The organism is Wolbachia endosymbiont (group A) of Rhinocyllus conicus (genome assembly GCF_947250775.1).
Taxonomy (GTDB): Bacteria; Pseudomonadota; Alphaproteobacteria; order Rickettsiales; family Anaplasmataceae; genus Wolbachia.
The window spans coordinates 348,634-366,986 of sequence record NZ_OX366349.1 but is presented as its reverse complement, the minus strand read 5'-3'; the positions used below and the strand labels follow the sequence as shown (position 1 = coordinate 366,986).

Here is an 18,353-nt window from a genome sequence, read left to right as displayed (position 1 = left end):
ATTAAAAAAGAAATACTTACACTAAAAGAAACTTCAGTAGTATAGAAATAAATTCAAAAAGGAAGTTTGAACCCAGGTGGTAAACCCATCATACCTGCAAGATCAGAAGTTGCATTTGCCATATCTTCTTCTGCTTTTTTAACGGCATCATTAAACGCTGCTGTTACTAAATCCTCTACTATATCTTTTTCCTCATTTCTCATAAGTTCTAAGTCTATGTTCACCTTTTTAGCTTTATAGCTACCTATTTTTATGACTTCCACTAATACAGAAACTTTGCCACCACCAGAAATACCTTGAAACTCTTTCCCAACATATTTTTCTTGAGCTTCTGCAAGCTTTTTTTGCATCTCTTGCGCTTGTTTCATTATTTGACTAAAATCCACAACTTACTCCTTATTTTCTATATTAACTACTTTTGCACCTTTAAATGTATCAAGTATATCCTTAACTGCAGGTGCATAATTTAAATTACTCACTTCCCTATTTATATAACCCGTATCAACTGTAATAACCCACTCCTGCTGAGTCACCTGGTTTAAGTAATTTTTTAAATCATTGCAAAAATTACTATCTAACTTAGATACAGCTTTTAATTTTAAATATCCAGGTTTACAATCTATTAATTGTAGATTACTACACAGTTGTTTGTAAAGATAAATTTGGTTACTCCGCCTTAATAGTTGCAAAACTTTGTCAAAATCATAATTTTGTTGCTGTTCATTTCCTATACTATGCGTATTTCCCTGCTGTGCATTCTGCGAAAGAATTTTTTTGACCACTTGTTCCGGAGAAGGCAGATCAGAAAGATAACAGAGGCTAATTAACATCATTTCAGCAGCAACATCGTTGCATGTTGAAGTTTTTATATCTTGAATACCTTTAAGCAACACCTTCCACAATCTCGAAAAAAATATTAAAGACTTCTTTATACTTAAATCTTTTATCCTGTTCTTTTCATACTCTGTAACTGCATTATCAATTTCTTTTGTAATCAAAAAACGGCATACTAACTGAATTGTTTGCAATAGACCTTCAAAAATACTAAGTGGGTTTGCTGTTTTTATCGCCTTGTCAAACACTGATAGAGCTTTCTGTAAATCACCTTCTAATATTGCTCCTAATAGATCGAATATAATATCTTTATCCACTAGGCCAAGTATGTCTATCACATTTTTAGTGGATATTGCACCATCTTTGCTATATAGCACTGCTTGATTCATCAAAAACAAGGCGTTACGCATTGAATTTCCAGAATGTCGTGCAATTAACTCTAATGCCCCCTTTTCAATGGAATAACTCTCTTTTTGTGCAACATCATTTAAACGTTCTACTATTTTAGCTACAGGAATGTTGTGTAAATCAAATCTTTGACAACGTGCAATAATAGTTATTGGTATCTTTTTTATTTCTGTAGTTGCTAAAATGAATTTTACACTAGAGGGTGGCTCTTCTAGGGTTTTAAGTAATGCGTTAAATGCACTGCTGGATAACATGTGTACTTCATCTATAATGTAGACTTTGAATTTAGAGCTTATAGGTGAATAGCAAATATCTCCCAGGATTACTTTAACATCGTCAATGCTAGTGTGACTTGCTGCATCGATTTCAATTACATCTGGATGGCTTGAATTTTTTATTGCTAGACAATTTTCACATGATCCGCAAGGTTCAAAAATTGGCCCCAGGGAACAATTCAAACATAAAGCTATTATCCTTGCAGTGGTGGTTTTACCAACTCCACTACTACCAGAGAGCAGTATAGACTGTGGGATTTTGTTTAAAATAAAAGCATTTTCTAATACACGCACTAATATATCTTGACCTACTAGATCTTTAAAGCTACTAGGACGATGTTTTAATGCTATATTCATAGCCTCGGATAAAACAAATAATGAAATAGGTATGCAACCCAAAAAGGTTCTGATATGGCTGCTTCATTTCTGATCTGACCAAATTACAGAGTTTTTGCCTGCATACCTTATAAAATATTATACTTTTTTTTTTATTTAACAAGGTATATCCTATATTAACCTTAATAATTTATATGTTAGATCTCTTGCAACATTACTTTGGATTAAACAACTGTTACCTAAAATACTCTTCTCTTGTCATCCCAACTTGGATCCAGAGAAAAAAGATGTGGATTTCAGTGTCACACACTGGAATAACAACCTATAGGTACTGGGATAACAAAAGAGGAATATTATGATTTTATATCATTTTCCTCTTTGTCCATTTTCACGAAAAGTTAGAACTTTTCTAAAAGAAAAAAAATTAGGCTGCGATCTAGTGTATGAAAATCCGTGGGAAAAACGGAATGAATTTATGGAGATCAATCCAACTGGGCAAGTACCAGTATTAATAGATAATAACTTTGTAATAGCGGATAGTAATGCCATTTGTGAATATATAGAAGAGACTTACAATAGCGACGTCAAATTACTTGGTTCATCCACTATTATTAAGTCTAAAATACGCGCTCTAATCAATTGGTTCGACAACAAATTTTACAATGAAGTTACTAAGTATATTATGAATGAAAAAGTAATTACTAACCGCAGCCCTGACTCTAGATTTCTTCATGCAGCTCAGCATAACCTGCCTTGCCATATGGAATACATCGAACACTTAATTAACAAGAACGTTTGGCTTGCAACTGATAAGTTCACTTTGGCTGATATTGCTTTAGCATCGCATATTTCCGTAATGGATTATGTAAGTAGTTTTCCATGGGAAAAAAGTAAAATTTTAAAAGAATGGTACTCCATTGTTAAATCAAAGCCTTGTTTTCGTGAGACATTATTAGAGAGAGTTTCCGGTTTAACCCCTCCTAAACATTACGCTGACCTTGATTTTTAACTTATGTTAGCTTTAAAGCTACAGTCATTCCTTCATCAGTTGGAATCAATATAGAGAAATATTTCTTTTCATCTGATAATCTATTATTAAACTCCCTCATAGCATGCCATGATTTTTCTGATACTTCTTTTGGAGGCGATTCTAAAAATACTGTATTAAATAATAGAGTGTTATCTGCAACGATTAGCCCATCTTGTTTAATGTATGACTCTGCCCAATCTAAATACTTAGGATAACTACTTTTGTCAGCATCGATGAATATCATGTCAAATGGTGCCTTTGCTGATAATTCATTAATTTTTTCCAGTGCATCACCTTCTATTAGAGTAATTTTATCACTTAGATTAAAAGCACTAAAATTTTTTTTTGCTATTCTTGAGTGTTGAGGATTATTTTCTATCGTATATATATGACCGTCTTTCAGTAGAGCTTTTGCCATGCAAATCGACGAATAACCGTATAACGTGCCAATCTCAACAATACTTTTGATTTTATGGATTTTTATAAATAAACTTAATAGCTTTCCTTCTTCAGGGCCAATCTGAATATGTTGCTTTTTTTCAAGAATACAATATTCTTCTATTTTTTTATATTCTTTTGCAAATAGATTTCTTATATATGATAATTTTATACTAAAATTATTACGCATTACGTTTTATATTATAAATTAGGGAAGCTTAATTCATACACAGTTTATAAATATAATAATATAGTTTAAAATAATAAAAACATTTATTTTAAGTTATTATTTCATAGTATAAAATTTTAAGTGACAAAAATTATTATATATCGTACTATGGCTAACTAGTATAATAAACAATCGATTATTATACTAGAATTAAAGGGATTGTTTATGCGCATTTCTCTTTTTAAAATATAATTTTTATAATCAATTAGAGGGGGTTATATGTCTTATACTATTGCTAGTGAAGTTGAAACGTTAAACAAAAAATCTAACAAGAATGAAGGGGTTATGTTACTACATAATCCAGCTTATCGTGAAAAGTATAAAGAACGTTTTAATGAAGCTCAGAGAAAAGTTATGGATATGGTTCAGTTTTATGATGGGACAATAGTATTAATAGAGAATAAAATCGCTATGTATTACTACACTTGGCACAGTAAAAAAAGAGAGTTTGAGCGTAAAAAACAACAAACAGTAGTGAAAAACAATGACTCAGCATAGAGTCTTTTATATGGTAAGCTACAGTGGTATTACTTCACTATAGCTTTTCCATATAATTTATCTATCACATCAGTAAGATATTTCAGCTCTTTATACCCTTCATGTTTAACTTTATTATGCTCTATATATGACTTACCATCATCGTTAAGCTTGATGAAAAATATTGGAGTGGCTGTGATACCAAGTTTATTGATTGCCAGTGATTTATCATTTACGATTTTATCCATAATTTTCTTATCATTAATGCATTGGTTAAATGCATCTTGCTTTAAGTTGCTTAGTGCAGCAATTCTTTGTAGTAAAGTCAAATCACTTAAATTGTAGTAATTCCACGAATCTATTGAGTTAAAAACAGCTTTGTTAAAATTAAAGTAGTCTTCTTGTTTTTCGTAGCAATGACTTAGCATTGCAGCCTTTAGCCCTCTGTAATCCAAAGGAAAATGACGAAATATATATAACATCTTACCTGTGTCTATATATTTCTCTTTAATTTTAGGAAAAACATTCTTATGAAAAAGAGAGCAGTGATAGCAAGTTAATGAAGCATATTCTATCATTAGAATTGGTGCTTTTGGATCTCCTAATAATTTATCATCAGGTAATAGTGATAGTAACTCCTTTGATGTTATTTCATTAGTTTCTTTTTGAATATGTTGGTTACTGGATTTAACAACTGCATAAGAATTAACACTCATAAGAATTAGTAAAAACAATAGTCTGAAAATCATTACAATACAAACACTTAACTTACTAAAAAAATTACATATTTATATTAATAATGTCAAGATAACTTTTGTTTAGCAAGGCTTTCAGCCCTATCTTTAAATGCAGCAATTATTTTACTCTGTGTATATTTATATACTGAGTTTAATAAAGTGGAAAATGAGTTGGACTTAAACTTAAACTCTATATAAAACTTTACCATAGTTTTATTTTCATCTATGGGAATGAATTGCCATTCATTGTATAGATGTTTAAATATTCCATTTGATGATACAGCTTTTATCCAACCTTCATTTGTTCCACTTGGAGAAAGAAAGGTTACTTCTGATGTGTACTTTCCTTTAATTCCATGAAAAACTGCGAGAAGATCCACAACCATTTGGTTGTCAATTTTTTCTTTTATATAAACGGCTTTGCACCAAGGAACAAAATCAGGATACCTTTCAACATCAATTACAATTTGGAATACTTCATTAGGCGAACATAGGAAGGTACCTTGTTCTCTGCATTGATGAAGCATAAATTTAGTACCAATCAAAAAAGGATCCGTATCTACCGTCAGCCTTAGTAGATTCCTGAGACCTGAAGTTAAGGTGGGCATCGCATATTAGTTTCAACGAAACCAGCAGAGGCAATTCCCTTCTCTAGAAATTATCGCTCGGGAAATTTAACTTAACTCATAACGCATAGCACAGACCCTTACTTGAATTATAGATGATTTACACAGGGCATGTCTATAGGTATATTAAAGTCAGCGATTATTATTTAATCTTTATTAAATTTTGCATTTTAAGTATTATAGTTTATCTTATGAACATTACTAAAGTTTTAATCATTATTGTTTTTATTGCAATTTCTTCAAGAGCTTACACTAGTTGTACAGATCACAAAATTTTTGTGCATACTATGAAGCAACAAGTGGATGGTATATCTACAAAAGGAAATAGAAAAAACCTAGGGCATGTACACGAAAAGCTTCAGGAGGTCATTCAGAATAATGTTAACCTCAAAGGAATATCGCAATTCGTTATAGGAAAACATTGGGCTTTAGTTAAACAAAAAGAAAAAGAAGATTTTTTAAGAGAGTATGAAGTGTATCTTACGCGTTTGTGCGTTAAAATTTTATATAAATACATGCATGATAGTGAAATGATCATAATGAGTACAAAAGCAGTTGACGATGAAACTTGCTTAATTGGTACAAGATTTTCTTACGGTGATGAAGAATTTACAAATATTGATTTTAAAGTTACTAAAAATAACAGTTCTTTCTTGATAAGTGATGTTGTAATGAGTGGAATAAGTATTGCTATTAATCAACGTTCTCAATTTAGTGAAAAAATCGACACGCATGGCATAGCAAGCGTTATAGCTGAATTAAAATGCAATAACAATCCATGATATATATGCCTCATTGGCCTAAACCGCTTGGTAGTAGACCAAAGGATTTTTCTCTTGATCGCATAAAAAGCTTTCTAAATAAATTGGACAATCCTGAGAAAAAAATGCCTCCCGTAATTCATATAGCTGGGACTAACGGGAAAGGCTCAACACTAGCATTTATAAGATATATAATGCAAGCAGCAGGGTATAAGGTCCATGCATACACTTCTCCACATTTGGTGAATTTTAATGAAAGAATAGTTATTGCAGGCAGTTATATCGACGATAATGAATTATATAGCTTATTAGAAGAATGCCGTGCCGTGATTGCAGAACAACCTATCACTCTGTTTGAAGCTGCAACTATTGCAGCTTTTTTAGCTTTTTCTCGTCATAAAGCCGATATTACTTTAGTTGAAGTAGGTATGGGCGGAAGACTTGATGCAACAAATGTTATAGATAGTCCGATTTTAACAATAATTACTTCCATTGCACTTGATCATACAGAATATCTTGGCCCTACTGTAGAAATTATAGCAGGTGAAAAGGCTGGAATAATGAAACCTAATGTTCCTTGCGTAATAGCACCACAAGAAAAATCTATAATGAACACGCTAGAACACCACGCAATAAATAAGAAATCTCCTCTATATAGAGGAGGTCTTGAATGGAATTGCAAAAAAAAGAACAACAAAATGGTTTTCCAATCAGCTATTCAATCAATAGAATTTCCTTTGCCATCTCTGAAGGGTGAACACCAAATAATCAATGCAGGAAACGCCATTGCAGCATGTAGTATTTTAAGTGGAAAATATGGATTTGATATTGGAGAAGAGGATATCACTTCAGGTTTACAGCGTACCTACTGGCCTGCACGACTAGAGCTAATAAAAGAGGGTAATTTAATTTCCCTACTACCGAAAGATTGGCAATTATTTTTAGATGGTGCGCACAATAATGACGGTGCTAGAGTGCTATCTCAGTGGGTAAAAGATAATTTTGCTGAAGGTATCTATATAATTTTTGGTGTTACTCGTAACAGAAATGTGGCAGAGTTCTTAGAGCACTTAAAGCCATATATCAAGCTACTATGTGCGGTTTGTGTTAAGTCTGAACCTAAAGCAACAAATACAAATTTGATTAGGGAAAAAGCCAATAACATAGGAATAAAAGCAGTTGAATGTGAATCAATTGGCGATGCAATATCAAATCACATATTAAAAGCCTCTATCCAAAGCGTCAAAACCATACTAATCTGTGGCTCGTTATTTCTAGCTAGAGATTTGAGTATGGAGAATAACTAACTTTAATGATATGTGAGCATTAACTGACCGATGGGAAAATAACTTTGATTGCTCATAGTACTGCTTGGTTGTTCATTATTAACTTCTATAAGCTGATCATCACCTTTAAATTGCTCCTCAATTGAATTTATAGTTGTCTTTTTGAGAATATAATTACTTGCAGCATTTAAAACAGGTGAAGTAACAATTAAAAGCGTGAATGGTAATGAAAGTAATAAGCCGGATAACATCATAGAGTTAGTTATACCAAAGCCGTTGGCAACTAAATCTAATCCCACACCGAAAAACATTAAAGATGTACAGATTATGTTGCTCAAAATAAATGAATTTTTTAGCCACTTTAATTTAGTCCTATCACTCTTTGAAAAATTTTCGCATTCTTGGTCAAAGTTAAACAACAATAAAATATTAGTCTGATTATTAAACTCTTTTCCATTTCTAGTATAAATGCTCTTAATAGCTGAACTAAAAATAAATCTTGCTAATAAGGGAGCAAGAAAACCTACTGCTATTGGTACATTACAAGAAATACCATTAATTATTAAAAATGCAATTGATGTGAAGAATACTAAAAGACTTCCTAAGAGATTTGAATAAGAAGAATATTTTGAATAAGCAGTTACATTATTGTTAATTGACTGCTGCTTATTATAGAGTTTATTTCTGCGCTTATCATCTAAGTATTTTTGCAATTCTTCATAACTGCGACTCCACAACTTACCGCGTAATTCTTTTATTAAATTATTTCTTTTATTGAGACCTTTCTCCAACGGCTCTATTATAAATTCTTCAAAAAATGGCTTATTTAATGCAATAACCTTAAATTTCTCCTCCGCTTCTTTATTGTTTGGGTTTTTATCTGGGTGATATTTTAACGATAATTTACGATATTGTTCACTAAACTTTTTATTAATATTCTCAATGCCAGAATTTACCACATCCTTCTTCTGAATACCAAACATTAAAAACAACCGCTTAAAAGCGTGATACTCATTTTCATTCAAAATCTTTCTAGCCATATTACACCTACAAATTAACTAACTATTAATGTTCTATAATATACATATTTCCAAACTATGTCAATTATTTCATAAATATCTCTGGTAAAAATTATTTCTGTTATGACTAGCATGATAAGTGTATGAAGCGACTAAAATTGTCATTACAGCGCTTAGTGTACGACAGTGCTCCAACATTTAGGGTTGCAGTTTACTTGTAAGCAAGCAAACTGAGTTGGTGAGTATAAAAGTATAGCTTCTACGTCATAACGCCGCGGTATCTCTAGATCCCGCTAACAAGTAGCGGGATGACGAGATGCCACCGCGAACCGTCATACCGCGATTCATTCGCGGTATCTCTTAGCCGCTAACAAGCAGCGGAATGACGAATTTGTCGTCATGCTGCCGCGAACCGTCATACCGCCGCGGTATCTCAGCCGCTAACAAGTAGCGGGATGACGGTTGTCGTTTAGCTATAAATATTTAAGAAATTTACCAAACGAAAAAAAAGGCAAAAGAAGCCCTAGTCATTGTCTATTTTCAGTATTGGCGTTTTTTAAGTCTTAAACACTGCAATTTAGCTGCTTTTAAGTGCAACTAACCTTAGCTAAAATGTTTAAGAAATTTACTAAGCAGAAAAAAAGGCAAAGAAATCCCGTGGTAATTAGTGTTCACTCCCTAATCCTGCAAATTGGCGTACTATACTGTCTTAAACGACTTATAAGCGCGTTTCAGCTTATATAGGCAAAAACCTAGAAATGTTGTGAAGACATAGGATGCACATAGTGCAAAAAATTAAAAATAAGACGCCAACTACGTTGTTTTTTTGCTGTTTAATCTGCACAGATGAAGATAACTGAATACCTTCACTATCATGATAAGGGAGGTGGCGGAGTTTGTCAAGGAAGTTTTTTCGTTTCTATGTTGTCAGCTACTTGGATTTGTCACCTGTTAATTACAACGTTCGTACAGATGTATGCTTGACATAGGATCCAGAAAATTTAGTTATATATAGGAAAATCTGATTTGACTACACCAACTCACGTTCAGCAAAAAAGAAAGCTATCTCCTTACGAGCATTTTCTAGACTATCCGAGCCGTGAACTCTATTTTCACTAATGTCATCAGCAAAATCACCCCTGATTGTACCTTTATCTGCCTGCTTTGGATCGGTGGCTCCCATGATTTGTCTGTATTTACTTACTGCATTTTCACCAACTAAAACTTGAACTATCACAGGACCAGAAGTCATAAACTCTACCAATTCCCCAAAAAAAGACCTATCTTTATGAATTTCATAAAACAGCTCTGCTTGTTTTTTTGTCAGTAACATCATTTTTTGTGCTATAATTTTGAGCCCAGAGCTTTCAATGTATGAATTTATCTTGCCTGTAATATTATTTTTTACTGCATCAGGTTTTAATATCGAAAGTGTCTTCTCAATTGTCATATTATTTCCTTATATAAGATTGTATATTTATAGATTTATTTTATTGTAAATTTTGATTTGATAAAAGCAGTTTTTTATTTATAGTTAAGGATAAACCATCAAGGAGGTATTGTATGGGTAAATGTTGTAAAAATAACACTACCAAACAAGCTGAATCTACTGCTAAAAAATTGGTCAATAACTTGAAATCGTCAATTTTTTGTGGAACAAAAGGGTTTTTAACTTTTAATTTGGCTTTTTTAAGTTATTTAGAATATAGCATATATAAATGCACTTCATCTGCTCATGTACAACAAAAGGAAAATATTGAAAGATGTAACAACATACAGGCTTCCAAGCTTGCACTTGCTGAGGATACAGATGGTAGTTTTGCTACACAAGAAATGGAGCAAAAGCACAAAGAAGAAAAAAACTCTAACCAGCAACACAAGCTTCTAAGAGAAGGTGCTATTTTTGCGATGAAAAAGAACACTATTCCGTTTCTTGAAATGGCTATCATAGCGCCATTTGTTTGTTTTGCGCTGCCAGCTATGGTAGGTAGTATAAGTCTCATGCAGTGTGCATCTGTATGCGCTGTGTTGATGATTGCTACATGTTTTGTTGTAAGAACTTGGCATGTGCGTGAGAAGTTAATGGAAAAAATCACTAACCATATTAGAAAAGAAATAGACGCGGAATTTAAGAAAGATACTATAAAATTTCCTATCTTTGATCAAAATAGAAAACACACCGAGTATAATTCGCCTAACTCAGGGCGACTACTGGATGAAACAAGTAGCACCTCTCTTTTCGTTAAAGTTTTACTTTTTCCCCTCAAGGTTCTTCTGAATGTCCTGCAAAGTTGTATAATGCTATCTTTAGCTGCTGTTGAACTTCTTGAAACGGTACCAAGTCTTTTTGTCGATACATTTTTCGATTGGAACTTCACATCCACCAAGAGTAACCTGAAGAGATCAGGCCACTTATTGTATGCCAGTGTAAGAAATTTAGTGCCTATAACTAAATTTGATGAGTGTGTAGCTAATTTTATAGGCACCCCAGAAGTAACTTGTTGTAGTAGTGCGTAGGTGAAAAAGGCAGTTATCTTATTTAATCTTGGCGGGCCTGATTCACTAAATGCGGTCCGTCCTTTTTTATTCAACCTTTTTTATGACAGGAGAATAATCAATCTACCGAATCCCTTTCGGTTTCTTTTAGCAAAGTTTATATCTGCGAAACGAGAAAATACTGCACGAAAAATATACGAAGAAATTGGAGGTAAATCGCCAATTCTGGAGAATACAAAAATGCAAGCTAATGCTTTAGAGCTAAAATTAAATGAAGATAGAAACCATGTACACAAGGTATTCATCTGCATGCGCTATTGGCATCCATTTGCTGACGAAGTTGTTAAAAGTGTAAAACAGTTTGATCCTGATGAAGTAATTTTGCTGCCACTATACCCTCAATATTCAACTACCACAACTTTGTCATCCATCGAAAATTGGCAAAAAAATGCTAAAAAGCATGGCCTAAAATGCAACACAAAAATAATTCATCATTATTATGACAATGAAAACTTTATTGAGGCTCATACTAACTTGATAGCCAAGTACTACAAATTAGCCAGCAGGATTGGTAAGCCAAGAGTCCTATTTTCAGCTCATAGCTTGCCCCTTAGCGTTATTAAAAAAGGCGACCCTTACGCTTCACAGGTAGAAAGAAGCGTAGAGTTAATAGTAGAAAAGTTAGCTATCAATAACTTAGATTGGTCAATATGTTATCAGAGTAAGATTGGTCCTGTAAAATGGCTAGAGCCAAGCACTGAAAGTGAGCTATCACGTACAAAAGCTGATGGTGTACCTGTAGTTTTATCACCTATATCTTTTGTTTCTGAGCATTCAGAAACTCTAGTTGAACTTGATATAGAATATAAAGCAATTATCAAGGATGGATATTATTTTCGCGTACCAACTCTCAGTATTGATTCCTTGTTTATAAAATGCTTAGCCGATTTATGCATAAATCACCCTTAAAGTCCTGATTTATAGGGCTTTTCTTCAAGGCTTTTATGTGATAGAATAAAAGGGAGTTATTATTTTGTTAACTATTTCATGCCAAACAAGCTAAAAAAGAAATCTAACATACTCGCACAAAAGGTGCATGATATTTATGATCATGATTTCAGGAAGGTAATCTGCATCACAACAGGTTTAACAGCCCTATTGTGTAAGATTTCACTGCAATTTTGCTGCGAGTTCATTGACAATAATAGATCCAATATCTTTCTTATACGGAATGTTGCTCGACTAGTAAAGTTTCCGACATCTATTCTATATATTGCCCATTCTGCATTTACTCTACAGGATCTAATTAAGGATTACAGAAACCCTGAGAGTAAAAAAGAGCTGGCAAAAATTGTGGGTAAATCGGCTAATCTTGCAAGCAGCATCATAGAAGCATTGATGATGTTGAAAGTCATCCATTTTTTTACTAGGGGTAATGCAGACGTAATAAGTCACATTCACTTAACATCAACGATCTTATTTCTGTTTATTTCGGAACCTATAAGTTACTATTACTCATGGAGAAAATACCTAGATAATAAGGATCCTGAAAAGTCTGCTGAGTATAAGAAGGACCTTATTATCAGCACATTAACTTTGTCATTAGGTTTGTTAAACTTCATATTAAAAAGAATGGAGACTGCAACCATACCAATAAACTTAGGTAATGGTATAATCTATAACTTCAATTTAAGCGTAACAGTCAGCATAATATATAGCGCAGTATTTCTGGCAGTTCAGCTTGACAAATTGTTTCAACAACCTGTCAATGATGATCCTTCCACTGAACTTGATAATGCTGGCCATAACCATATTCAGCCCGGTAATGATGATAATGATCTGCCCGATGGCAACGCTGTGGGAATGTAAGGGTTAGAGGTGAAAAGATTTTATTTCTACTGCCAACGCTAGTACTGCTAATTTGCCAACAATACTCCAAAGTGACAGAATTTTACCTTCCACAACCTGGCTAACATCATGAAACTCACAGTCAGTGGCATTCAAGCTAGAATATACATCTTTCCTGCTATTACATCGGTATAAGTAACATGTTGGAGTATCTCCTATATAGTATATCAGCGGTTCTGCAGAACTGCTTTTAAATATGTCAATGGTTGGTACACCTTCTTGTATAATAACGCTATTGATTGCTATTCCTTCTTTTATCTTTTTCATTTTATGACGCTTTTTTTTATTGAGATTTAATATTTCCTCTCCACTTGTTGCTGTTATAATGCCCATCCCATATGTGCCATTGCTTGCTTTGATAAAAACGTAAGGTTGTGTTTTTATTTCATATTCCTCATATTTTTTTTGCACTAGAGATAATATTTGGTCAACTTTAGTCGCTACTGCTCCTAGTGATGAATCATCATTAAAGTCAACTCCATTACAGCTTTCTGTAAGCACAGAAATAAGCCATGGGTCCATTTTAAATTCGCTACAAAATTCGGACGCTAATTCTTGATAGATTTCAAAATACTTAAATTTCTGTCTGCTATGCCAACCGTATAGTGGGCTTGGTACTATATCTTGCTTTACGTCTTTTAGCGTGTCTGGAATGTGGCTCGTCATATCACGATTCAGTATAATAACATCAGGCACAAATCCTGAAGTTGTCTTTAGCAGAGAGTTTTCTTTCACGATAGTTTCATATGGTTCTATTAAATTATATGCTTCGTTGTGAAAGAGGCCAATTCTAGTTTCAAAACCTGCGAGCTGCAGTACTTTCTCTATAACAAATACGTTTTCTATATACATTTTATTTCGTGTGTAATTCTCCGGTATTATAAGAGTCTTTTTATATTGTTTTGTTTCAAAATAACTTTTTATTAGTTTTGCTGCTGTTGCTCTTGATGTCTCACTTAGATTGTTGAACCCTGCAGGAAATAAATTAGCGTCCACTGGGGCAATTTTGTAGCTGGAGTTTCTAAGATCTATAGAGCTATAAAATGGCAATGTAAGGCCGTTAAATTTTGCCTCAAACCAATTATTTATACTTTTTTCCAAATCTGGGTGAATTATGTTTTGCATCTACACTTTAAATGTTATAAGGAAGGTATTATATTATAAGCTATAATTAAACATATTTAGCAAATTTGACTAAAGATCAAAGTATAATGAGATTCTTATTTAAAGTAATAGAAAAATGATTCAACACGATAACAATAAAATGTATGGAACTACTATACTGTCAATTAGAAAAGATAAAAGCGTAGTAGTAATAGGTGATGGACAGGTTTCACTGGGCCACACTGTTATAAAATCCGGAGCAAAAAAAGTTAGGCGTCTTTCTGGTGATTCTGTAATTGCCGGTTTTGCTGGAGCAACAGCCGATGCATTTACTCTCTTTGAAAGACTAGAATCTAAACTTGACAAGCACCCAGGGCAATTAATGAGAGCATGTGTTGAACTTGCAAAAGACTGGAGAATGGATAAATATCTAAGAAAATTAGAGGCTATGATGATTGTTGCAGATAAATCTATTTCATTAGTAATTACGGGAACAGGTGATGTTCTTGAACCTGAAGATGGAATCGCAGCTATTGGCTCTGGGGGAAATTTTGCTCTATCTGCAGCAAGAGCTTTAATTGACATTAAAGGAATATCAATAGAAGAGATTGCAAAAAAGGCTATGAAGATAGCTGGCGATATATGTGTTTATACAAATCATAATGTAGTTATTGAAAAGATAGAGGAGTGATATGTCTTCCAAGCAAAAAACTTTGTGCACTAATTTTTCCAATCAGCCTATAACCCTTTCAGAAGGGCGGCCTTGTAGTAGTGACACCTATGATGAAAAAAATGACCTCTATAAAGATACTAAGAGTGGTTTTGATTCAAATGACAGCGATATTCAAGTTAATGACAGTACTCAAGTTTTGTTAGATGACCTGCCACCACAGAAGATAGTTAAAGAATTAGATAGATTCATAATCGGACAGGATGATGCAAAGCGTGCTGTTGCTATTGCGCTCAGAAATCGTTGGCGTCGCAATCAGGTTCCATTTCCATTGCGTGATGAAATCATACCTAAGAATATATTGATGATCGGTCATACAGGGGTTGGTAAAACTGAAATAGCTCGCCGCTTAGCAAAACTTGCCGGTGCACCGTTCATAAAAATTGAGGCAACGAAGTTTACTGAAATAGGATACGTTGGACGTGACGTTGATTCGATAATACGCGATTTAGTTGATGCAGCAATAGTTTTAGTTAAAGAGAAAGCCCGTAAAGCCTTAGCTAACAAGGCTTTAATTTTAGCTGAGAAAACAATAGTAAACTCTATGGTAGGCGAAAATGCAACCGAAGAGAGTAAAAAAATTTTTAGAGAAAGGTTGAGGAATAAAGAGTTTGAGGACGGAGAAGTTTCTATTAACGTCAGAGAGAGCAAGAGTATGTTACCTACTTTCGATATACCAGGCATGCCAGGTGGGCAAGTTGGTGTGATGAATGTAACAGAAATAGTGGGCAAGATGTTTAACGGGAGCAAAAAAACAAAAACTATTACGGTGAAGGTAAAAGAAGCGCGTGAAATATTAATTAATGAAGAAAGTGAAAGGCTAATCGATGAAGATAAGATAATCAAAGAAGCCATTGATCTTGTTAGTAATGACGGTATAGTATTTTTGGATGAAATAGACAAAATTGCAGCGCGTACAGAAGTAAAAGGTGAAGTAAACAGAGAAGGAGTGCAACGCGATCTGTTACCACTACTTGAAGGAACAACTGTTACAACTAAGTATGGCCATGTAAAAACAGACTATATATTATTTATTGCATCTGGTGCTTTTCATCAGTCTAAACCATCTGACCTCTTACCGGAATTACAGGGCAGATTACCGATCAGGGTAGAACTTAAGGCACTTACTCAAGAGGATTTAATAAGAATATTAAAGGAACCAGAATCTAGTTTGTTAAAGCAGTACATAGCTTTAATGAAAACAGAAAATGTGACGCTTGAGTTCACTGATGATGGTATAAAAACCATAGCTGAAATAGCGTTTACAGTTAATAGGCAAGTGGAAAATATAGGCGCAAGAAGGCTTCACACTATCATGGAGAAGCTTTTAGATGAAATAAGTTTCATTGCTTCTGAGAAAAATAGCGAAAAATTCATTATAGACAGCAAGTATGTAAAAGATAAACTTGAGTCAATTTCGAAGCAGCTTGATTTATCTAAGTTTATACTTTAGGAAAAACAAAAAGCCTACTTTAAGTAGTATAGAGAGTGTTCAGAAGGTCAGCCAGTAAGCCTAAAATTTCAGCTATATTCTTTAGGCTGTTTTTCAACAGTAGAATGGTGTGCTGCGACCTCTTGCTTAATATCTAAGCTTAAGTCAATTATTGAGATATTTTCTTCATCATAATCTATGTCTTTTATTAACATATCGTCAGTAATAGTCAAAAGGTCAGGCGGAGAAAGAATAGTTCTTTTATTACCAGCTCTCATTCCCACAACTCCAAGCTCTATAGCAAGTGGTATTTTTTTATCGCCAACCCTAAATTGCACTGTTTGATCTTTGACTATATATTCCCCATTATGCTCCTTTACACTATATTTAACTGATATCTCATCACCGCACCTTACTTGTTTTCCAGTCTTGTTAATTAAGTCATTAAAAACCATCAGATTATTCACTGAGTCGGGATATTTATCCTTTACTTCGATCAGTTTGACGTAATAAGAATTAAAATTCATTTTGTTATCATTGGCAATAGTAACTACACGCTCTCCGCCTTCTTTCATACCTATCACCCCTAAACCCACTTCTTTTAGGTCATCTTGACCTATTTTCAAAGTAACATCAGAAACTTTGCTAGGGAGTGTTGCTGAGTTATTATTAGAAATTTTATATATTTGCAATAGGACTTCCATGCCACAGAAAGCCTTGCTGCCACTGCCTTCAGTAATTTCATAAAAATTTATCGAATCTTCTTCCTTTTGCTGCGTCATTTCTTCTAAATATTCTGTTAGCCCATGCTTTTCAATATAGCGGTCGAGTGCTGATTCAAGTATTGGCTTCACTAGATAATGTGCTATTGTCTGTATCAAACCACCATGCGTGGCACTTATCTCATAAAGCTTGTCCTTCTTTCCCGGTTTACCTTTGTTTATATAGACAATAGTAAACATAAAAGCAGAGGTTAAAGTGAGAATCATTACTATGGAAATAAGCATTTGTAATATAATTTTTCTAACCATCTTTCTTTACTTGATTCAATAAATCATATAAATAATTAGTATCCCCTGAAAGCGCACTCAAATTATCCAAGCCTTGTTTAAAGAGGGCGTCTATATAGTCCTCTACTTCACTTTTACCAAGTACAGACATTAGATTATTTGTTTTATCTTGTTCGTAATCTTCAATATCATCCTTAGCTTGAAAGATAAGCCCTAGGTTTATCCCGTAGTTATATAACGCTTTACGTTGCTTATCTGTAGCATTCCCTATTATAGCACCTATTTCACATGAAGCTGCAAATAGTTTTGCGGTTTTCATCAAATGAATTTCTTTTATTTTGTTAAAATCTGCACCAATATCTAAAATCTGTCCTCCTACCATTCCCCTAATTCCTATTGCCTGAGAAAGAACTTTCATGATTTCACAGCATTTCTCATTTAACGAAGATAATACCTCAAAAGCCAGAGTAAGTAGTGCATCTCCGGCAAGCACTGCTGTTGCTTCATCAAACTTTTTATGGCAGCTTAGCTGGCTTCTGCGAGTATCACTGTTGTCCATGCACGGTAAATCATCGTGAATTAGAGAGTAAGCATGAACAAATTCAATTGCTGCAGCAACTGATATTACTTTTTTAGCTTCCGCGTTAAACACTCGCGATGAAGCTACGACTAAAAAGGAGCGTATATGTTTTGCAGGAGCAAGGAGCATATAACGCATAGCTGATATAAGCTTATTCTCGCTATTTTCTGGTAAAAGTTTATCTACTTCTACAATAAGCAAATTTTTTGTTGTTTCGTCTAGCATTTTTGAATTGTTAATTGTTTAGCACGTAACGCTAGCCAGCTAGGGCAGTAGAAAACTTTGCTGTAGTTTACCAGTTATAAAAGATATTGCAAACATAAAAATTTTTTATAACATCAAAGAATAGGTTATTTTTTTGGTAAGAAATGTGAATAGCGAACTAGCAAAGAGCACTAGAGAAGACATAGAAGAGAAAGTGAAAAAGATTATACTAGAGCACATTAGTAAGGATGTAGAGAAATTCAACAGCTCTTCAAAGCTTTCGGAGCATGGTGCAGACAGTTTAGATGCAGTTGAAATCATCATGGCAGCAGAAGAAGAGTTCGGAATAGAAATTCCAGATGAAGACGCACAAAAAATGGAAACTATGGAGCAAATAGTTGAGTACATTAATAGTAAAAAAGGCTAATAGTTA

At 33.7% G+C, this 18,353-nt stretch carries 19 protein-coding genes, 2 other RNA genes and 1 pseudogene; 10 read left to right on the top strand and 12 right to left on the bottom strand.

Features of this window, described 5'->3' with window-relative positions:
* Positions 1-53 precede the first annotated feature (53 nt).
* The 3 genes from OOK92_RS01855 to ffs form a co-directional block, all read right to left on the bottom strand.
* Positions 54-368, bottom strand: coding sequence for a YbaB/EbfC family nucleoid-associated protein (locus OOK92_RS01855; protein WP_064125278.1), 315 nt, complete (start codon positions 366-368; stop codon positions 54-56).
* 21 nt (positions 369-389) lie between these two features.
* Entirely contained in the window at positions 390-1,874 is a 1,485-nt protein-coding gene (gene dnaX / locus OOK92_RS01850) for a DNA polymerase III subunit gamma/tau (protein WP_264736058.1), read from the bottom strand.
* Positions 1,875-1,889: 15 nt separating this feature from the next.
* Positions 1,890-1,989: signal recognition particle sRNA small type (gene ffs, locus OOK92_RS01845), an RNA gene on the bottom strand.
* Positions 1,990-2,208: 219 nt separating this feature from the next.
* Between ffs and OOK92_RS01840 the strand changes: the two genes are divergently transcribed.
* Positions 2,209-2,862 (top strand): glutathione S-transferase family protein, encoded by a 654-nt coding sequence (locus tag OOK92_RS01840; RefSeq protein ID WP_264736057.1) that lies wholly within the window; start codon positions 2,209-2,211, stop codon positions 2,860-2,862.
* 1 nt (position 2,863) lies between these two features.
* Here the strand turns inward: OOK92_RS01840 and OOK92_RS01835 are convergent, their stop codons facing one another.
* Positions 2,864-3,511, bottom strand: a complete 648-nt coding sequence (locus tag OOK92_RS01835) for an O-methyltransferase (RefSeq protein ID WP_253309236.1) — start codon at positions 3,509-3,511, stop codon at positions 2,864-2,866.
* Positions 3,512-3,769: 258 nt separating this feature from the next.
* On the opposite strand from OOK92_RS01835, the gene OOK92_RS01830 reads away from it, so the two are divergent.
* On the top strand, positions 3,770-4,048 hold the full coding sequence (locus tag OOK92_RS01830) for a DUF2671 domain-containing protein (protein WP_253309235.1): 279 nt from the start codon (positions 3,770-3,772) through the stop codon (positions 4,046-4,048).
* A gap of 29 nt (positions 4,049-4,077) precedes the next feature.
* Here OOK92_RS01830 and OOK92_RS01825 read toward each other — a convergent pair whose 3' ends face one another.
* From OOK92_RS01825 to ssrS, 3 genes are all read right to left on the bottom strand, one after another.
* Positions 4,078-4,776: a DsbA family protein gene (locus OOK92_RS01825; RefSeq protein WP_253309234.1), complete on the bottom strand. Its 699-nt coding sequence runs from the start codon at positions 4,774-4,776 to the stop codon at positions 4,078-4,080.
* Between the two features lie 53 nt (positions 4,777-4,829).
* Positions 4,830-5,291 (bottom strand): type II toxin-antitoxin system RatA family toxin, encoded by a 462-nt coding sequence (locus OOK92_RS01820; RefSeq protein WP_253309233.1) that lies wholly within the window; start codon positions 5,289-5,291, stop codon positions 4,830-4,832.
* A gap of 19 nt (positions 5,292-5,310) precedes the next feature.
* Positions 5,311-5,472, bottom strand: a non-coding RNA gene (gene ssrS, locus OOK92_RS01815) — 6S RNA.
* Positions 5,473-5,581: 109 nt separating this feature from the next.
* Here ssrS and OOK92_RS01810 point away from each other — a divergent pair.
* Positions 5,582-6,172, top strand: coding sequence for an MlaC/ttg2D family ABC transporter substrate-binding protein (locus OOK92_RS01810; protein WP_253309232.1), 591 nt, complete (start codon positions 5,582-5,584; stop codon positions 6,170-6,172).
* Positions 6,169-7,458, top strand: coding sequence for a bifunctional folylpolyglutamate synthase/dihydrofolate synthase (locus tag OOK92_RS01805; protein ID WP_264736056.1), 1,290 nt, complete (start codon positions 6,169-6,171; stop codon positions 7,456-7,458). The genes OOK92_RS01810 and OOK92_RS01805 overlap by 4 nt, the downstream gene beginning before the upstream one ends.
* Positions 7,459-8,270: 812 nt before the next feature.
* On the opposite strand, the pseudogene OOK92_RS08440 reads toward OOK92_RS01805, so the two are convergent.
* Positions 8,271-8,420 (bottom strand): annotated as a pseudogene (locus tag OOK92_RS08440) (DnaJ domain-containing protein); the annotation flags it as partial.
* A 1,066-nt stretch (positions 8,421-9,486) separates the two neighbouring features.
* Positions 9,487-9,906, bottom strand: coding sequence for a nucleoside-diphosphate kinase (gene ndk / locus OOK92_RS01795; protein ID WP_264736054.1), 420 nt, complete (start codon positions 9,904-9,906; stop codon positions 9,487-9,489).
* A 113-nt stretch (positions 9,907-10,019) separates the two neighbouring features.
* On the opposite strand from ndk, the gene OOK92_RS01790 reads away from it, so the two are divergent.
* The 3 genes from OOK92_RS01790 (at position 10,020) to OOK92_RS01780 (ending at position 12,821) form a co-directional block, all read left to right on the top strand.
* Entirely contained in the window at positions 10,020-10,973 is a 954-nt protein-coding gene (locus OOK92_RS01790; protein ID WP_264736053.1) for a hypothetical protein, read from the top strand.
* Entirely contained in the window at positions 10,974-11,921 is a 948-nt protein-coding gene (gene hemH / locus OOK92_RS01785; RefSeq protein ID WP_253309227.1) for a ferrochelatase, read from the top strand. It abuts the gene before it with no gap.
* A 78-nt stretch (positions 11,922-11,999) separates the two neighbouring features.
* Entirely contained in the window at positions 12,000-12,821 is an 822-nt protein-coding gene (locus tag OOK92_RS01780) for a hypothetical protein (RefSeq protein ID WP_264736052.1), read from the top strand.
* Between the two features lie 3 nt (positions 12,822-12,824).
* Here the strand turns inward: OOK92_RS01780 and gshA are convergent, their stop codons facing one another.
* Positions 12,825-13,985, bottom strand: a complete 1,161-nt coding sequence (gene gshA / locus OOK92_RS01775) for a glutamate--cysteine ligase (protein WP_253309225.1) — start codon at positions 13,983-13,985, stop codon at positions 12,825-12,827.
* Between the two features lie 115 nt (positions 13,986-14,100).
* On the opposite strand from gshA, the gene hslV reads away from it, so the two are divergent.
* Together hslV and hslU are read left to right on the top strand one after the other, a co-directional pair.
* A complete protein-coding gene (gene hslV, locus OOK92_RS01770) occupies positions 14,101-14,655 on the top strand; it encodes an ATP-dependent protease subunit HslV (RefSeq protein WP_096617344.1) in 555 nt (184 codons plus the stop codon).
* 1 nt (position 14,656) lies between these two features.
* Positions 14,657-16,147: an ATP-dependent protease ATPase subunit HslU gene (gene hslU / locus OOK92_RS01765; RefSeq protein ID WP_264736051.1), complete on the top strand. Its 1,491-nt coding sequence runs from the start codon at positions 14,657-14,659 to the stop codon at positions 16,145-16,147.
* A 68-nt stretch (positions 16,148-16,215) separates the two neighbouring features.
* On the opposite strand, the gene OOK92_RS01760 is transcribed toward hslU, so the two are convergent.
* Together OOK92_RS01760 and OOK92_RS01755 are read right to left on the bottom strand one after the other, a co-directional pair.
* Positions 16,216-17,157 (bottom strand): FKBP-type peptidyl-prolyl cis-trans isomerase, encoded by a 942-nt coding sequence (locus OOK92_RS01760; RefSeq protein WP_264731576.1) that lies wholly within the window; start codon positions 17,155-17,157, stop codon positions 16,216-16,218.
* On the bottom strand, positions 17,150-17,941 hold the full coding sequence (locus tag OOK92_RS01755; protein ID WP_264736050.1) for a polyprenyl synthetase family protein: 792 nt from the start codon (positions 17,939-17,941) through the stop codon (positions 17,150-17,152). The genes OOK92_RS01760 and OOK92_RS01755 overlap by 8 nt, the downstream gene beginning before the upstream one ends.
* 145 nt (positions 17,942-18,086) lie before the next feature.
* Between OOK92_RS01755 and acpP the strand changes: the two genes are divergently transcribed.
* A complete protein-coding gene (acpP, locus tag OOK92_RS01750; RefSeq protein ID WP_341811841.1) occupies positions 18,087-18,347 on the top strand; it encodes an acyl carrier protein in 261 nt (86 codons plus the stop codon).
* Positions 18,348-18,353 lie beyond the last annotated feature (6 nt).